Origin of the sequence: Klebsiella sp., assembly GCF_027492335.1 — a bacterium.
In the GTDB taxonomy this organism is placed as follows: domain Bacteria; phylum Pseudomonadota; class Gammaproteobacteria; order Enterobacterales; family Enterobacteriaceae; genus Klebsiella; species Klebsiella huaxiensis.
This window is the reverse complement of the sequence record NZ_JAPUEW010000068.1, coordinates 1-16,326: the sequence shown is the minus strand read 5'-3', so window position 1 is coordinate 16,326 and position 16,326 is coordinate 1. Positions and strand designations below refer to the sequence as shown.

The 16,326-nt window shown below is 51.4% G+C and carries 16 protein-coding genes and 2 other RNA genes; 9 read left to right on the top strand and 9 right to left on the bottom strand.

What is annotated here, in order from left to right; translation table 11 throughout:
* The first annotated feature begins 39 nt into the window (after positions 1-39).
* Positions 40-906: a pyridoxine/pyridoxal/pyridoxamine kinase gene (gene pdxK, locus QVF11_RS20455; RefSeq protein ID WP_287858931.1), complete on the top strand. Its 867-nt coding sequence runs from the start codon at positions 40-42 to the stop codon at positions 904-906.
* A complete protein-coding gene (locus QVF11_RS20450; RefSeq protein WP_112212911.1) occupies positions 903-1,142 on the top strand; it encodes a cytoplasmic protein in 240 nt (79 codons plus the stop codon). Before pdxK ends, QVF11_RS20450 begins: the two co-directional genes overlap by 4 nt.
* 42 nt (positions 1,143-1,184) lie before the next feature.
* On the opposite strand, the gene crr is transcribed toward QVF11_RS20450, so the two are convergent.
* The 5 genes from crr to cysZ all read right to left on the bottom strand — a co-directional run bounded on the left by crr (position 1,185) and on the right by cysZ (position 6,046).
* Entirely contained in the window at positions 1,185-1,694 is a 510-nt protein-coding gene (crr, locus tag QVF11_RS20445; protein WP_000522253.1) for a PTS glucose transporter subunit IIA, read from the bottom strand.
* A gap of 42 nt (positions 1,695-1,736) precedes the next feature.
* A complete protein-coding gene (gene ptsI, locus QVF11_RS20440) occupies positions 1,737-3,464 on the bottom strand; it encodes a phosphoenolpyruvate-protein phosphotransferase PtsI (RefSeq protein ID WP_112212912.1) in 1,728 nt (575 codons plus the stop codon).
* Positions 3,465-3,508: 44 nt separating this feature from the next.
* A complete protein-coding gene (gene ptsH, locus QVF11_RS20435) occupies positions 3,509-3,766 on the bottom strand; it encodes a phosphocarrier protein Hpr (protein ID WP_002913505.1) in 258 nt (85 codons plus the stop codon).
* Between the two features lie 381 nt (positions 3,767-4,147).
* Positions 4,148-5,119, bottom strand: coding sequence for a cysteine synthase A (cysK, locus tag QVF11_RS20430; protein WP_181485398.1), 972 nt, complete (start codon positions 5,117-5,119; stop codon positions 4,148-4,150).
* A 165-nt stretch (positions 5,120-5,284) separates the two neighbouring features.
* Positions 5,285-6,046: a sulfate transporter CysZ gene (gene cysZ, locus QVF11_RS20425; protein WP_287858923.1), complete on the bottom strand. Its 762-nt coding sequence runs from the start codon at positions 6,044-6,046 to the stop codon at positions 5,285-5,287.
* 230 nt (positions 6,047-6,276) lie between these two features.
* On the opposite strand from cysZ, the gene zipA reads away from it, so the two are divergent.
* The 3 genes from zipA to QVF11_RS20410 all read left to right on the top strand — a co-directional run bounded on the left by zipA (position 6,277) and on the right by QVF11_RS20410 (position 9,597).
* Positions 6,277-7,287: a cell division protein ZipA gene (gene zipA / locus QVF11_RS20420; protein WP_167492733.1), complete on the top strand. Its 1,011-nt coding sequence runs from the start codon at positions 6,277-6,279 to the stop codon at positions 7,285-7,287.
* A 74-nt stretch (positions 7,288-7,361) separates the two neighbouring features.
* Positions 7,362-9,386 (top strand): NAD-dependent DNA ligase LigA, encoded by a 2,025-nt coding sequence (ligA, locus tag QVF11_RS20415; protein WP_287858922.1) that lies wholly within the window; start codon positions 7,362-7,364, stop codon positions 9,384-9,386.
* Positions 9,379-9,597 (top strand): DUF3820 family protein, encoded by a 219-nt coding sequence (locus QVF11_RS20410; protein ID WP_110272204.1) that lies wholly within the window; start codon positions 9,379-9,381, stop codon positions 9,595-9,597. Before ligA ends, QVF11_RS20410 begins: the two co-directional genes overlap by 8 nt.
* On the opposite strand, the gene QVF11_RS20405 is transcribed toward QVF11_RS20410, so the two are convergent.
* Positions 9,594-10,592, bottom strand: a complete 999-nt coding sequence (locus tag QVF11_RS20405) for a bile acid:sodium symporter family protein (RefSeq protein WP_112212917.1) — start codon at positions 10,590-10,592, stop codon at positions 9,594-9,596. The genes QVF11_RS20410 and QVF11_RS20405 overlap by 4 nt on opposite strands.
* An 89-nt stretch (positions 10,593-10,681) precedes the next feature.
* On the opposite strand from QVF11_RS20405, the gene QVF11_RS20400 reads away from it, so the two are divergent.
* Entirely contained in the window at positions 10,682-11,608 is a 927-nt protein-coding gene (locus QVF11_RS20400) for a LysR family transcriptional regulator (RefSeq protein ID WP_112212918.1), read from the top strand.
* Between the two features lie 31 nt (positions 11,609-11,639).
* On the opposite strand, the gene QVF11_RS20395 is transcribed toward QVF11_RS20400, so the two are convergent.
* Positions 11,640-12,404, bottom strand: a complete 765-nt coding sequence (locus QVF11_RS20395; protein WP_287858919.1) for a nucleoside-specific channel-forming Tsx family protein — start codon at positions 12,402-12,404, stop codon at positions 11,640-11,642.
* A gap of 274 nt (positions 12,405-12,678) precedes the next feature.
* On the opposite strand from QVF11_RS20395, the gene xapA reads away from it, so the two are divergent.
* From xapA to QVF11_RS20380, 3 genes are all read left to right on the top strand, one after another.
* Positions 12,679-13,512, top strand: coding sequence for a xanthosine phosphorylase (gene xapA, locus QVF11_RS20390; RefSeq protein ID WP_287858917.1), 834 nt, complete (start codon positions 12,679-12,681; stop codon positions 13,510-13,512).
* A 70-nt stretch (positions 13,513-13,582) separates the two neighbouring features.
* Positions 13,583-14,839 carry a nucleoside permease gene (locus QVF11_RS20385; RefSeq protein ID WP_287858915.1) on the top strand — a complete coding sequence of 419 codons (1,257 nt, stop codon included), beginning with the start codon at positions 13,583-13,585 and terminating at the stop codon, positions 14,837-14,839.
* Between the two features lie 100 nt (positions 14,840-14,939).
* Complete coding sequence (locus tag QVF11_RS20380) at positions 14,940-15,824, top strand: LysR family transcriptional regulator (protein ID WP_112212922.1); 885 nt, start codon at positions 14,940-14,942, stop codon at positions 15,822-15,824.
* 139 nt (positions 15,825-15,963) lie between these two features.
* Here the strand turns inward: QVF11_RS20380 and QVF11_RS20375 are convergent.
* A non-coding RNA gene (locus tag QVF11_RS20375) (RtT sRNA) lies at positions 15,964-16,089 on the bottom strand.
* A gap of 29 nt (positions 16,090-16,118) precedes the next feature.
* Positions 16,119-16,244, bottom strand: a non-coding RNA gene (locus QVF11_RS20370) — RtT sRNA.
* Between the last annotated feature and the right edge of the window lie 82 nt (positions 16,245-16,326).

Below are 16,326 nucleotides of genomic sequence, written 5' to 3'. Positions count from 1 at the left end.
AATCAGAGTATGACCCGCTGTCCAGCGGGAGGAGAAAGGATGGGTCAGCAAGACGAAATACAATCGGTGCTCTTCAACGATAAAAGTCGGGCGCTACAGGTCGATATTGTGGCCGTGCAATCGCAAGTGGTCTACGGCAGCGTCGGAAATAGCATTGCGATACCGGCGATAAAGCAGCACGGCCTGCGGGTGATGGCGGTGCCGACGGTGCTGTTCAGCAATACCCCGCATTATGATACGTACTATGGCGGCGTTATTCCGGAAGAGTGGTTTGTCGGGTATTTAAAGGCGCTGGAAGAGCGTGATGCTCTGCGCGAACTGCGAGCGGTCACCACTGGCTATATGGGCAGTGCGGTGCAGATTGAACGGTTAGCGCAATGGTTGTGCCGCATCCGCGAGCATCATCCAGATCTTTGCATTCTGGTCGACCCGGTCATTGGCGATGTGGATAGCGGCATCTACGTCAAGGCGGAGATTCCCGAAGCATATCGCATCCATCTGCTGCCACTGGCGCAGGTTATCACGCCTAACCTGTTTGAGCTGGAGACGCTAAGCGGCCTGCCTTGCCACAATCAGCAGGAGGCGATTATCGCTGCACGCAGCCTGCTATCTGATTCGCTGAAATGGGTAGTGATTACCAGCGCGCCGGGAATTGATAACTCCTCGATCAACGTGTTGGTGGTTAGCGCAGAGTCAGTTGAGATGGTGGAACATCCGCGTGTTGAAACAGACCTGAAGGGCACGGGAGACCTTTTTTGCGCCGAGCTGGTTAGCGGTTTAGTTTGCGGGATGCCGCTGAGCGATGCCGCGCGTGCCGCTGCGCAGCGGGTACTGACGGTGATGACCTGGACTGATGAGCAGGGTTGTGATGAGTTAATTCTTCCACCGCCAGAGGAGGGAGTATGAAGAGCTACCGTTTAGTGGTTCGTCAGCTGGGAAGAGTTGTTGGACATTTTGATACCTCAGGCAGTGAGGCGCTGGAAGATGCCTGCGAAGTCAGCTCGCTGTTTGGGGCGGTTGGCGGATATCAGTGTGATTTGCTGGTCTCTGACAGCGAGAAGCGGATTCTGGAAAGCTCCCCGGAGGGCATGAAGGTGTTGTCGAGGGAGAAATGCTATCGACCGTTTAAAGCGACGATATAAAAAAATGGCGCCCTTAGAGGCGCCATTCTTCTGCGGCATGAATTACTTCTTGATGCGGATAACCGGGGTTTCACCCACGGTTACGCTACCGGACAGTTTGATCAGCTCTTTGATCTCGTCCATGTTGGAGATAACAACCGGAGTCAGGGTAGACTTGGCTTTTTCTTCCAGCAGCGGCAGATCGAATTCGATAACCGGGTCGCCGACTTTCACACGCTGGCCTTCTTCAGCGATACGTTTGAAACCTTCGCCTTTCAGTTCAACGGTATCAATACCGAAGTGAACGAACAGCTCAATGCCGCTATCAGATTCGATAGAGAACGCATGATTGGTTTCAAAAATTTTACCGATGGTGCCATCTACCGGCGCAACCATTTTGTTGCCAGTAGGTTTGATGGCAATGCCATCACCCACAATTTTTTCCGCAAAAACGACATCCGGCACGTCTTCGATGTTGACGATCTCGCCAGAGAGCGGGGCAACAATCTCAATAGTTCCGGTGTCTTTTTTGTCATCAGAAACCAGAGATTTCAATTTATCGAACAAACCCATGATCTTCTCCTAAGCAGTAATTTGGGCCGCGCATCTCGTGGATTAGCAGATTGTTTTTTCTTCAATGAACTTGTTAACCAGCGTCATTAACTCGTCCGTTGTCGGTTGAGCAAGAGCCTGCTCTGCTAATACTTTCGCATCTTCGAAGTTCGTGTTACGAATAATCTTCTTGATGCGCGGGATGGAAATGGCGCTCATAGAGAATTCGTCCAGCCCCATACCCAGCAACAGAAGTGTAGCACGTTCATCGCCCGCAAGCTCACCACACATGCCAGTCCATTTACCTTCAGCATGAGAAGCATCAATAACTTGCTTAATCAGCGTCAGGACGGACGGTGACATTGGCTGGTAAAGATGTGAAATCATATCATTACCACGGTCAACTGCCAGAGTATACTGCGTTAAATCATTGGTACCGATACTAAAGAAATCAACTTCTTTGGCTAAGTGACGAGCGATTGTCGCGGCGGCAGGGGTTTCTACCATTACGCCAATTTCAATGGCTTCATCAAAAGCTTTACCTTCGTCACGCAGTTCCTGTTTGTAGATCTCGATCTCTTTGCGCAGCGCGCGAACTTCTTCAACAGAGATGATCATCGGGAACATAATGCGCAGTTTACCGAAAGCTGAAGCACGCAGGATGGCGCGTACCTGGTCACGCAGGATCTCTTTACGATCCATTGCGATACGGATAGCACGCCAGCCGAGGAACGGGTTCTCTTCTTTCGGGAAGTTCATGTACGGCAGCTCTTTGTCGCCGCCGATATCCATGGTACGGACGATAACGGCCTGAGAGCCGCACGCTTCAGCAACCGCTTTGTAAGCTGCAAACTGTTCTTCTTCAGTCGGCAGCGAGTCGCGGTCCATGAACAGGAATTCAGTACGATACAAACCTACGCCTTCCGCGCCGTTGCGCTCAGCGCCTTCGACGTCACGGACGGTGCCGATGTTAGCGCAGACTTCAACCTGATGGCCGTCCAGCGTAATTGCCGGCAGGTCTTTCAGTTTAGCCAGTTCCGCTTTCTCTTCAGCAACCTGAGCCTGCAGATTACGCAGTTCTTCGATTTGTTCGTTTGTTGGGTTAACCAGAACCTGGTTATTCACCGCGTCGAGGATCAGATAATCGCCGTTTTTCACCTGAGCGGTAACGCTACCGGTGCCCACGATGGCTGGAAGTTCAAGGGAACGCGCCATGATAGAGGTGTGGGAAGTACGGCCGCCCGCGTCGGTGATGAAACCCAGCACCTTGTTCAGGTTCAGCTGTGCGGTTTCAGACGGGGTGAGGTCAGCGGCAACCAGGATAACTTCATCCTGAATCGCGCTCAGATCGATGATGGCCAGGCCGAGGATGTTGCGCAGCAGGCGCTTACCGATATCGCGTACGTCAGCGGCACGCTCTTTCAGGTATTCGTCATCCAGTTCTTCCAGTGCAGTCGCCTGACCTTCGATAACTTCATTGGCTGCCGCATCGGCAGTCATGTGCTTATCTTTAATCAGGGCTATGATTTCCTGCTCAAGCTCCTCATCTTCCAGCAGCATGATGTGCCCTTCGAAGATGGCTTCTTTTTCTTCACCGAAAGTTTCACCAGCTTTGGTTTTGATGACCTCCAGCTGGGCGGAGGCCTTGGTGCGGCCGCTCAGAAAACGTTCAACTTCCTGATCAACCTTATCGGCAGAAATTTTCTTCCGGTCGATGACTACTTCATCTTCTTTCAGCAGGAGTGCCTTGCCAAAAGCGATACCCGGGGATGCTAAAATGCCTGAAATCATAACCCTACCTTACTTGTGACTGATATTAAAAAGAACCCGTGAACTTACTCGAGTTCAGCCATCAGTTTAACCAGATGCTCAACTGCTTTTTGCTCATCTTCGCCTTCGGCAGAAAGAGTCACAACGGTACCCTGAGTCAGACCCAGAGTTTGCAGTTTGAACAGGCTTTTGGCGCTGGCGCTTTTGCCGTTGGAGGTAACAGTGATCTCAGAAGTGAAGCCTTTCGCTTCTTTAACAAACTGAGCAGCAGGGCGGGTATGCAGACCGTTCGGAGCGGTAATAGTAACTTCTTGCTGGAACATTATATTTCCCCAACTTATAGGTTTAGTGTTGTGGACCTAAAGTTTAGCCTAACGGCCAAACTTTAGCCTGTATCGTTAGCGCCGGCATTACGTGTCCGGCTCCGGCACCAGCAGCAGTGAATCGCAGCGTGAACCTTCAGGCCGTTGACGTCTACCACGTCATTAAACATTATGCCGCGAAAGGAAGACTTGAACCAAATCATAAAATCGATTCAGCTTATGGAAATCCAAATCCGAATAATTTCGCGCATCAAAATAAATGTGCTGGTTAAATACCAGACCCAACGAAGTGAATCAATGCCAGGAGGGGTAAAAATTTGAACTGTGCCACAAAAAAGCACCTGAAAAGGTGCTTTTTTACACGATATTAACAGGCTGGCACTACTGTTGCAGTTCTTTCTCTGTGAAGAGATCGGCAAACAAAGCAGTGCTTAAATAGCGTTCACCTGAAGAGGGTAGGATAACCACAATATTCTTATTGGTAAAGGCTTCATCTTCCTGAAGCTTCAGCGCAGCAGCAACGGCTGCCCCGGAAGAGATACCGGCCAGAATACCTTCCTCTTCCATCAGGCGACGAGCGGTTGAAATGGCTTCTTCGTTGGTGATAGCAACGACTTTATCAACCAGCTTCAAATCCAGGTTGCCCGGAATAAAGCCTGCGCCGATGCCTTGAATTTTGTGCGGGCCGGGTTTTAGCTCCTCACCTGCCAGCGCCTGGGCGATAACCGGGGAGTCGGTGGGTTCAACCGCGACGGTAATCAGATCTTTTTTACCTTTGGTGCCTTTGATGTAACGACTTACGCCGGTCAGCGTACCGCCAGTACCGACGCCGGAGATGAAGACATCAACCTGGCCGTCAGTATCTTCCCAGATTTCTGGGCCGGTGGTTTTTTCATGAATTTCCGGGTTGGCCGGGTTGCTGAACTGCTGGAGCAGTAAGAATTTCTCTGGGTTGCCCGCGACGATTTCTTCGGCTTTCTGGATTGCACCCTTCATGCCTTTCGCACCTTCGGTTAATACCAGATTGGCACCTAACGCTTTTAGCAGTTTGCGGCGCTCGATACTCATAGTTTCTGGCATTGTCAGCGTCAGCTTATAGCCACGTGCTGCTGCGACGTAGGCAAGTGCAATACCGGTGTTACCGCTGGTCGGTTCTACCAACTCAACGCCTGGTTTTAGTACACCGCGTTTTTCGGCATCCCAAATCATATTGGCACCGATACGGCATTTCACGCTAAAGCTCGGGTTACGCGATTCTACCTTTGCCAGGATGCGCCCGTTACCGATTCGGTTCAGTCGTACTAGCGGCGTATGGCCGATAGTCAGGGAGTTGTCTTCAAAAATCTTACTCATGGCCCGTCCTTAACTGTATGAAATTTGGGAGTACGGCTTCAGCATACCCGCTTAAAGAATATGCGGAAGTAAGGATTTAGCATATCTATATTCGCAAGAGAAATAATGGCAAGCCAGAAGTAATAAGGAGCGGCATAAGCCGCTCCGCAAGAAGAGAGGAGGGGATTACTTCCACATGGCGTGTTTGTCGCGGTAGAAATCGACCCACATTGCCGTTGCACCGCAAATGGCCACCGGCAGAATGACCAGATTCAGCACCGGAATCATGGTAAACAGGCTGGTCAGGGCACCAAATTGCATATTGGTTACTTTGCGGGTACGCAGCGCCTCACGCATGGTTTTAAACGGCACTTTATGGTTATCAAAAGGGTAATCGCAGTACTGAATTGCCAGCATCCAGGCACTGAACAGGAACCACAGTACGGGAGCAACGGTCTGGCCGATGCCGGGAATGAAATAGAGAATCAAAAGCACGATTGCCCGTGGGAGATACCAGGCAAACTTCTGCCATTCACGCTTCATAATGCGCGGCACATCTTTCATTATGCCGAAAACCCCGACATCCGGAGGCGTTGCGCCGGTGAGGCGCGCTTCAAGCTGCTCGGCCAGTAGACCGCTAAAGGGGGCGGCAATCCAGTTGGCAATCGTCGAGAAGAAGTAGCCGAAGACCAGCAGAATGGAGATAACCACTATCGGCCACAGCAAGTAGTTAAGCCATTGCAGCCATTCCGGTACATGGCTCATCAGCGAGGGGAGCCAGCTACCCAGACGAGTGAATAACCACCAGAAGGCTCCACCCATCAAAATGATGTTGACGAGTAAAGGGAGGAATACGTATCGACGGATCCCCGGTAGCCCGATCAGTTTCCAGCCCTGCGAAAAATAATAGACGCCACTACGCGGGGTCGTTGCGGATGATGAAACCATAGTCAGGCAATGCTCCTTTTTTGACATCCAGACTGAATGCCTGGATATTTTATCGGGTTAGCAGACAATAACCAGTTAGGAAATGTTCGAAAAAACAGCAAAAAGCACGATTTAGTTCATCTTTATGTAGTGAAAGCCCCAGACGCACTTGCACTTGATGTAATCGACAAATACTCTTAGTGAGTAAATGTTTGCCGTGGTGGCAAGGTGTTAGAACAACAGAGAATATAATGATGCAGGATTTGCGTCTGATATTAATCATTGTTGGCGCGATCGCCATAATCGCTTTACTGGTGCACGGTTTTTGGACCAGCCGTAAAGAACGTTCTTCGATGTTTCGCGATCGCCCACTAAAACGTATGAAGTCTCGCGACGATGAAGAGTCGGAAGGCGATGATTTTGATGGCGATGTTGAAGGCGTTGGTGAAGTCCGGGTTCATCGGGTTAATCACGCGCCGAATGGGGCTCATGGGGAGCATGAAGCACCTCATCAGGCACCACAACACCAGTATCAGCCGCCTTATGAGCGTCAGGCGCAACAGCCTGTGCATCAGGAGGAGCCTGCTCGTGCGCCGCAGCCATCTCATCAGCCGCAGCCACATCAGCAGCCGGTTCATACACAGGCTCCGGTTCAGCAACCGCATCACGTTGCGCCGACACAGCAGCCCGTGCCGCCGCAGCCCCAGCAACCTGTTCAACATGTGCAGCAGCCAGTTCAGCATGCGCCGCAATCGGTTCAACAACCTGCAGTCGCTCCGCAGCCGGTACCTGAACCTCAAGCTGCTCCTGAACCGCAGCCGGCACCGCAGCCTAAAGAGCGTAAAGAAACGGTCATTGTGATGAACGTTGCCGCGCACCATGGTTCGCAGCTTAATGGTGAGCTATTAATCAACAGCATCCAACAGGCGGGCTTCAAATTCGGCGATATGAATATTTTCCATCGCCACCTCAGTCCTGACGGTAGCGGCCAGGTCTTGTTCAGCCTGGCGAATATGGTAAAACCAGGCACATTCAATCCGGATAGCATGGCGGATATGATGACGCCAGGGATCACTATCTTTATGCAGGTTCCGTCCTTTGGCGATGAGCTGCAAAACTTTAAGTTGATGCTGCAATCTGCGCAGTACATTGCCGATGAAGTTGGTGGTGTCGTGCTGGACGATCAACGTCGTATGATGACGCCGCAAAAATTGCGTGAATACCAGGACCGCATTCGCGAAGTGAAAGAGGCTAACGCCTGATTCATCTTCCTGAGTTTCGTCTACTTATCCTGAACCCCCGCCCGTCGGGGGTTTTTTATCATTGATGGTGTGATATGGAATCGAACGAACAAAAACTGACTGAACTGCGAACCACGCTTCGCCATCATGAATATCTGTACCATGTCATGGATACACCGGAAATTCCTGATGCGGAATACGATCGGTTGATGCGTGAATTACGTGAACTGGAAGCTCAACATCCTGAACTGATTACGCCTGATTCACCCACTCAGCGCGTTGGCGCTGCGCCTCTGGCCTCATTTAGCCAGATTCGTCATGAAGTGCCAATGTTGTCGTTGGATAACGTTTTTGATGAAGAGAGCTTCCTCGCGTTTAATAAGCGCGTTCAGGACCGTCTGAAAAATACTGATGATCTGACTTACTGTTGTGAACTGAAGCTGGATGGCCTGGCGGTTAGCATCCTGTATGAAAACGGCGTTCTGGTGCAGGCGGCGACCCGAGGCGATGGGACCACCGGAGAAGATATTACCTCCAACGTACGCACCATTCGCGCCATCCCCCTGAAGCTGCGTGGTGACGATATTCCGCAGCGTCTGGAAGTTCGCGGCGAGGTATTTCTCCCGCAGGCCGGGTTTGAAAAAATTAATGATGAGGCGCGTCGCACCGGTGGGAAAGTGTTTGCTAACCCACGTAACGCGGCCGCCGGTTCTTTGCGCCAGCTCGATCCGCGAATTACGGCGAAGCGACCGCTCACTTTCTTTTGCTACGGCGTGGGTGTGCTGGAAGGTGGTGAGCTGCCGGAAAGCCACTCTGCGCGTTTACAGCAGTTTAAGGCCTGGGGGCTGCCGGTCAGCGAGCGCGTAAAACTCTGCCATACGCCAGAGGAAGTGCTTACTTACTATCGCAAAGTTGAGGAAGATCGTCCGAACCTGGGCTTTGATATCGACGGCGTGGTCATCAAAGTTGATTCTTTGGCTCTACAGGAACAGCTTGGTTTTGTGGCCCGCGCGCCGCGTTGGGCGGTGGCGTTTAAGTTTCCGGCGCAAGAGCAGATGACCTTTGTTCGTGATGTCGAGTTTCAGGTCGGGCGTACCGGTGCCATCACGCCAGTTGCCCGTCTGGAGCCGGTCCATGTCGCAGGAGTGCTGGTCAGCAACGCGACGCTGCACAATGCGGATGAAATCGACCGTCTGGGGTTGCGTATCGGCGATAAGGTGGTCATTCGTCGTGCCGGAGATGTTATCCCTCAGGTGGTGAACGTGGTCCTTTCAGAGCGTCCGGAAGAGACCCGTGAAATCGTGTTCCCCACGCATTGCCCGGTCTGCCATTCCGATGTAGAACGTGTGGAAGGTGAAGTTGTCACGCGCTGTACTGGCGGTCTGATTTGCGGCGCTCAGCGTAAAGAAGCGCTCAAACATTTCGTTTCTCGTCGCGCGTTAGATGTCGAGGGAATGGGCGATAAAATCATCGACCAGCTGGTTGAGAAAGAGTACGTCCATACGCCAGCCGATCTTTTCCAGTTGACGCCGGGTAAACTCACTGGACTGGACCGCATGGGGCCAAAATCAGCGCAGAACGTGGTGGATGCTCTGGAAAAATCGAAAGAAACGACCTTTGCCCGTTTCCTTTATGCGTTAGGGATCCGCGAAGTAGGCGAAGCCACGGCAGCAGGTTTGGCGGCCCACTTTGGTACCATTGAGGCGCTGGAGCAGGCATCGATTGAAGAGCTGCAAAAAGTGCCTGATGTCGGGATTGTTGTCGCCACACACGTGCGCAATTTCTTTGCTGAGGAGAGTAACCGCGAAGTGATTGCTCAGTTGCGCAAAGAAGGGGTCCGCTGGCCTGCGCCGGTAGTGGTCAATGCCGAAGAAATTGATAGCCCATTTGCCGGGAAAACGGTGGTTCTGACCGGTAGCCTGAGCCAGCTCTCGCGCGATGATGCTAAAGCGCAGCTGGTCGCGCTGGGCGCGAAGGTTGCGGGCAGCGTATCGAAGAAAACCGATCTGGTGATTGCCGGAGAAGCGGCAGGTTCCAAACTGGCTAAAGCACAGGAACTGGGCATTGCGGTGATAGATGAAGCTGAAATGGTGCGTCTGCTCGGAGAATCGCGTGGATAAAGACCAGCTTATTGAAATTGCTAATACGGAAATGCCGTTTGGCAAATATAAAGGGCGTCGTTTGATCGATGTGCCGGAAGAGTATTTGCTGTGGTTTGCCCGTAAAGATCAATTTCCAGCCGGGCATCTTGGCGAGCTGATGGCGTTAACCTTGTTGATTAAAACCGAGGGGCTAACCGATCTGGTTCAGCCCCTTAAGCGCCCGCGTTAAGCTTCGGAGGCGCGGGTCTTTTCCTGCGCCTGTAATGCTTCGGCCTGGCGCTTATAACGACGCGCCAGCACGGCGCACACCATCAGCTGAATCTGATGGAAGATCATCAGCGGCAGCACCATTATCCCCAGTATTGAGGTCGGGAAGAGAATGTTGGCCATCGGAATTCCGTTTGCCAGACTCTTTTTCGATCCGCAGAAGACAATCGTAATCTCATCCGCTTTATTGAACCCGCACTTGCGCGCCACAAAGACGTTAATCGCAATAACAATCGCCAGCAGCACAAGGCTGACTACGACGATAAACAGCAGCGAGCCGACACCGACTTTGTGCCATATGCCGTTAACGACCGCTTCGCTGAACGCCGAGTAAACCACCAGCAGGATAGAGGTCTGGTCGGTTTTAGAGATCCATTTTTTACGTTTCGCTACCCAATCGCCAATCCACGGACGAGAAAGGTGCCCCAGCACAAACGGCAATAGAAGCTGCAGCATGATCTTGCCGACCTGCTCCAGACTGCCGCCTGCGCCGTGCAGATTCATCAGCAGGCCGACCAGCAAGGGCGAAATAAAAATACCCAGCAGGCTTGATGCCGAAGCCGAACATACCGCCGCCGCCACGTTGCCGCCCGCCAGCGAAGTAAACGCGATAGCGGACTGGACGGTGGCGGGCAGAATGCAGAGATAAATAAAGCCGGTGTATAGCGCCGGATCGACGTTAATGGGTGCCCACCAGGCGAACAACACGCCAAGAACGGGAAAGACGATAAAGGTGCTGCACATTACCCAAAGATGCAAACGCCAGTGGCTTCCCCCGGCAACTATGGCCTCACGAGAAAGTTTTGCGCCGTGCATAAAGAACAGCAGAGCGATAGCGGCGGTGGTTAAATGTTCAAAGAAGGGGACAAATGCGCCGCGAGCGGGAAAAAAAGAAGCCAGCAGGACGACGGTGACTAAGGTCAGAGTAAATGGATCAAGAATGCGGAAAAATTTCATAAACGCTCCTGAAAATCGATGCCGCTATTGTGCTTTCTTTAGTTTGAGAAATAAAATCGATTTATTGCATCTATTCATGAAAAAAAGAGATGAATTACTCGCTACGTCAGTTAAAGGTGTTTGTGACAGTCGCTCGTGCCAGGAGCTTTAGCCGGGCAGGGGAGAGTATCGGGCTAAGCCAGTCGGCGGTGAGCCATAGCGTCAAAGAGTTGGAACATCAAACCGGTGTGCGTCTGCTCGATCGAACTACCCGGGAAGTGGTGCTCACGGAGGCGGGCCAACAGTTGGCAGCCAGGTTGGAGCGTCTGCTGGATGAATTGAATAGTACGCTGCGTGAGGCCGGACGCGTCGGGCAGCAACTTACTGGAACTGTCAGAGTTGCCGCCAGTCAGACCATTTCTGCCCACCTGATCCCGCAGTGCATTGCATACGCTAATCGACGCTACCCTGAGATCGATTTTGTTCTCCACGACCGCCCTCAGCAATGGGTGCTGGAGAGCATCCGTCAGGGAGAGGTGGATTTTGGCATCGTTATCGATCCTGGAGCCGCAACCGATTTAGAGTGCGAGACGGTACTGGCGGAGCCGTTTTTGTTGCTTTGCCGCCACGATCACTCTTTTGCCCAACGAGATTCAGTGGGCTGGCTGGAGCTACAGCAGCAGCGGTTGGTGTTACAGGATTATGCGTCCGGTAGCCGTCCGCTTATCGATGCGGCTCTCGCTGGATTTTCCGTTGAAGCGAAGATTGTGCAGGAGATTGGCCATCCGGCGACACTATTTCCGATGGTTGAAGCGGGAATTGGCATCAGTATATTACCGGCGTTAGCCCTGCCGCTTCCTCAGGGAAGCCATTTGCAGGTGAAGCGATTAACGCCGGTAGTTGAACGGCAACTGATGCTGGCACGGCGCAAAAACCGGTCGTTATCAACTGCTGCAGAGGCGTTGTGGGAGGTCGTCAGGTCCCAGGCCAGCGAGTTGACCGCATGCCGTGCGGCAGATCCTCTCTATCAAATATAGTCGGCCTGCCGCTTCAGGCAGGCGCAAAAGATTAAAATTGATATTTGAGGGAGTAAATAATGCCGTCCTGAAGAAAAGTTTCCCCAAGCTTATTCTTCGCGTAGCGATACTGAACGCCTGCTGTCAGATGAGGTGTCGCATTCCACCACAGCGCCACAGCGCCGTTAAGGCCATCTTTACCACCGTTGCCCGCAGCATAGGTTGCAGCGCGATCAAATTCATATTCATTCCAGTTGGTCAGGGTGAATTTTTCACTACCCAGCATAAAGCTATATCCGGCTACCCAGCCCAGCACATAACCATTGTCGCCGCTATAATACGTTTGGTCGGTATAGCGTTTGGCGATGAAGGGCTTAAACCAATAACCGTTGCCGGTGAAATTATATCCGAGACCATAGAGAAACATATCATCATGGAAATTCACTCGAGCGGGCGAACCGTAGGTGCCGTATGCGTGTAAATAGAGGTTTAATCCAGTGTCGCCCAAATAAATACGGTTGGTATTTTTAAACGTATAGCGCTGTTCGCTACCGGATTTGTCATGACGGCCATAGTAGAAATTTTCCCAATCAAAAAATCCATACATTTCCCCCCAGCTAAAGTTTGCACCGCCTTCAAGTTCCAGATAGCCGAAATCATCTTTGTGGGATTTGTTGCCAGATTTCTCTGTCGTGCGTGATGTCCAGTCAAGGTAATGCAGACCAAGATTGGCGAAGCCACCTTTAAATTCAGCCTGTACGGTATGAGGTAAAACCAATGCGGCGGCAAAACTTAAATTTATAAGCGTTTTATTCATGGGGTGTTCCATCTACCAGAAATATAAAAATGTAGGTGTTTATTTTATTTTGCTGTGGGCCCCAGCAGACGACATCTTATTCAAAAAGGGGATGGTGAAACCAATATTTAATTATTGATAATCGATAGGTAAACGATCTGAATGAGGTTTATGCCATCAATATAGAAAGGATATCAATCATTACGGGAAAGTGTATTGGTAAACGATTGTCTTCTCTCGTTATAAACAAGAGGTACACAACACTTTTCCGATTATTCAGCCTTAAGGATCTATCATGAGCCACTCCCTTTTGTCACAGAATCCCTGGTATAGCGCAGATATCATTCGTGGTTATAAGCCTGATTTTACGCCGCGCGTGGCGTTTATTCTTGGTTCAGGTTTAGGTGCCCTGGCGGAACAAATTGAAGATGCAGTGGCTATCTCTTACGAGAAACTGCCAGGTTTCCCGGTCAGCACCGTCCATGGACATGCCGGAGAACTGGTGCTGGGTCATCTGGCTGGTGTTCCGGTCGCCTGCATGAAAGGTCGGGGACATTTTTATGAAGGCCGTGGCATGACCATCATGACTGATGCGATTCGGACCCTGAAGCTGTTGGGTTGTGAACTGCTGTTTTGCACCAACGCGGCGGGTTCTCTTCGTCCGGAAGTCGGGCCAGGTAGCCTGGTGGCATTAAATGACCACATTAACACGATGCCAGGAACACCGATGGTTGGGTTGAACGATGAACGCTTTGGCGACCGTTTCTTCTCACTCGCGAATGCCTATGATGCGGATTATCGTGCTGTATTACAGACTGTTGCGGCAGAAGAGGGTTTTCCGCTCAGTGAAGGTGTTTTCGTTTCCTACCCAGGGCCAAACTTTGAAACGGCGGCAGAAATTCGCATGATGCAGATTATTGGTGGCGATGTCGTTGGTATGTCAGTCGTGCCAGAAGTCATCACTGCACGCCATTGCGGCCTGAAAGTGGTCGCGGTCTCTGCTATCACCAACCTGGCTGAAGGCCTGGGTGATGTGAAATTATCTCATGCGCAGACCCTGGCAGCGGCTGAGTTATCTCGCCAAAACTTTATTAATCTGATCTGCGGTTTCTTACGTAAACTGGCCTGAAATCAATAATAACAATGACCCCGCGCACGGGGTCTTTCTCTTACTCTATCTCTACGGCAAGGAACGAAAAATGGGTATTGCGTCCCGATTAAAGGTCATGTCGTTTTTGCAATATTTTATCTGGGGAAGCTGGCTGGTGACCCTGGGTTCTTACATGATAAACACCCTCGACTTTACTGGCGCAAACGTCGGGATGGTTTATAGCTCCAAAGGGTTGGCAGCCATTATCATGCCCGGCATTATGGGGATCATTGCCGACAAATGGTTACGCGCAGAACGCGCCTATATGCTTTGCCATCTGGTTTGCGCCGGGGTGCTGCTGTATGCCACTACCGTCACCGATCCGGATACGATGTTCTGGGTGATGTTGATTAACGCAATGGCCTATATGCCGACGATAGCGTTGTCTAACAGCGTCTCTTATTCCTGCCTTGCACAGTCTGGACAGGATCCAGTTACCGCCTTCCCTCCTATTCGCGTGTTTGGCACGATTGGCTTTATTGTCGCCATGTGGACGGTGAGTCTCATGGGGTTGGAATTGAGCAGTGCGCAGCTGTATATCGCATCAGGCGCTTCGCTGGCGCTGGCGATGTATGCGTTTACGTTGCCGAAGATTCCGGTGGCTGAGAAGAAGGCGGCAACAACGCTTGCCAGTAAACTAGGATTGGATGCATTTGTGCTGTTTAAAAACCCTCGCATGGCAATTTTCTTTCTGTTTGCGATGATGCTGGGAGCGGTGCTGCAAATTACCAACGTTTTTGGTAACCCGTTCCTGCACGATTTTGCCCGTAATCCGGAGTTTGCCAACAGCTTTGTCGTCAAGTATCCCTCTATTTTACTTTCCGTTTCGCAGATGGCGGAAGTCGGTTTTATCCTTACCATACCGTTCTTCCTAAAACGCTTCGGCATCAAAACGGTGATGTTGATGAGTATGCTGGCGTGGACGCTGCGCTTTGGTTTCTTTGCCTTTGGCGATCCGTCTCCGTTTGGTTTTGTGCTGTTGCTGATGTCGATGATTGTTTACGGTTGTGCATTCGACTTCTTCAATATTTCAGGGTCGGTGTTCGTTGAGCAGGAGGTGAGCTCCAACATTCGCGCCAGTGCGCAAGGGCTGTTTATGACGATGGTGAACGGTGTTGGCGCATGGGTTGGATCGATTTTAAGCGGTATGGCGGTGGATTACTTCTCCGTTGACGGTGTGAAAGACTGGCAAACTATCTGGCTACTGTTCGCAGCTTATTCGTTGGTACTGGCGGTTATTTTTGCGCTGTTCTTCAGGTACAAACATGAGCCTGAAAAGCTGGCGCAGAGATCGCTGGCCCACTAACCATTCTACAATGGCGGGAACTCTGTACCCGCCGTTTCATTTTCTGCGATACAGTGTGGTAACTTTGCGTACTATCCTTCGCTTCAGGAGCGCATTATTGATGGAACGCACGTATCGTACCGATCTGAAGTTACTGCGTTATTTTCTTGCCGTCGCAGAAGAACTACACTTTGGACGCGCTGCTGCTCGCCTGAATATGTCGCAACCTCCGCTGAGTATTCACATTAAAGAACTGGAACAGCAGCTTGGTACGCTACTGTTTGTTCGTCATTCCCGCAGCGTAGTGTTAACACATGCAGGTAAGATCCTGATGGAAGAGTCTCGCCGCCTGCTGGCTAGTGCCAATCAGGCGCTGGCAAGGGTTGAGCAAATTGGACGCGGTGAAGCAGGGCGTATTGAGCTTGGCGTAGTGGGGACGGCAATGTGGGGGAAAATGCGCCCCGTGATGCACCGTTTTTTAAAGGACAATCCGAATGTCGAGGTGCTGTTTCGCGAAAAAATGCCTGCTATGCAGATGGCGCTACTGGAACGGCGAGAGCTGGATGCGGGAATCTGGCGGATGGCCACCGAGCCAACGGAAGGGTTTACCAGTTTACGTTTGCATGAATCGTCTTTTCTGGTCGCTATGCCGGAAGAACACCACCTGACTACCCACGGTGTGGTTCCCCTGGAGGCATTGCGAAATGAATATTTTGTCACCATGCCCTCGATCCATACCGACTGGGCATTTTTGCAACGCGTTTGCCAGACTGCCGGATTTTCGCCGATGATTGTTCGTGAAGTGATGGAACCACAAACGGTTCTGGCGATGATCAGCATGGGGATTGGTATTACGCTAATCGCGGATAGCTATGCGCAGATGAATTGGCCTGGCGTTGTATTTCGTCCGCTGGAGGAGCGTATTCCCGCTGATTTATATATCGTCTATGAAGAGTCTCAGGCGACGCTTGCGCTGACGAAGCTAGTGGAAGCGTTGACGGGGTAATTAAGTCGTCGATGGTGGTGCGAACGTGTTATCGGGTCTACAACGTACCGGAGGCCTGATAAGCGTAACACCATCATATAGGTTTAAATCTTGTATATTGCAGATAGCAAAAAAGCGCCTTTAGGGCGCTTTTTTGCATTGGTGGGTCGTGCAGGATGACTCGCTTCGCTCGCCCTTCGGGCCGTCGCCGCAGGCGGCTCCGTTGTCTCTCTTCGTTCGACTCGAACCTGCAGCAGGTTCGAATCTTGTATATTGCAGATAGCAAAAAAGCGCCTTTAGGGCGCTTTTTTGCATTGGTGGGTCGTGCAGGATGACTCGCTTCGCTCGCCCTTCGGGCCGTCGCCGCAGGCGGCTCCGTTGTCTCTCTTCGTTCGACTCGAACCTGCAGCAGGTTCGAATCTTGTATATTGCAGATAGCAAAAAAGCGCCTTTAGGGCGCTTTTTTACATTGGTGGGTCGTGCAGGATTCGAACCTGCGACCAATTGATTAAAAGTCAACTGC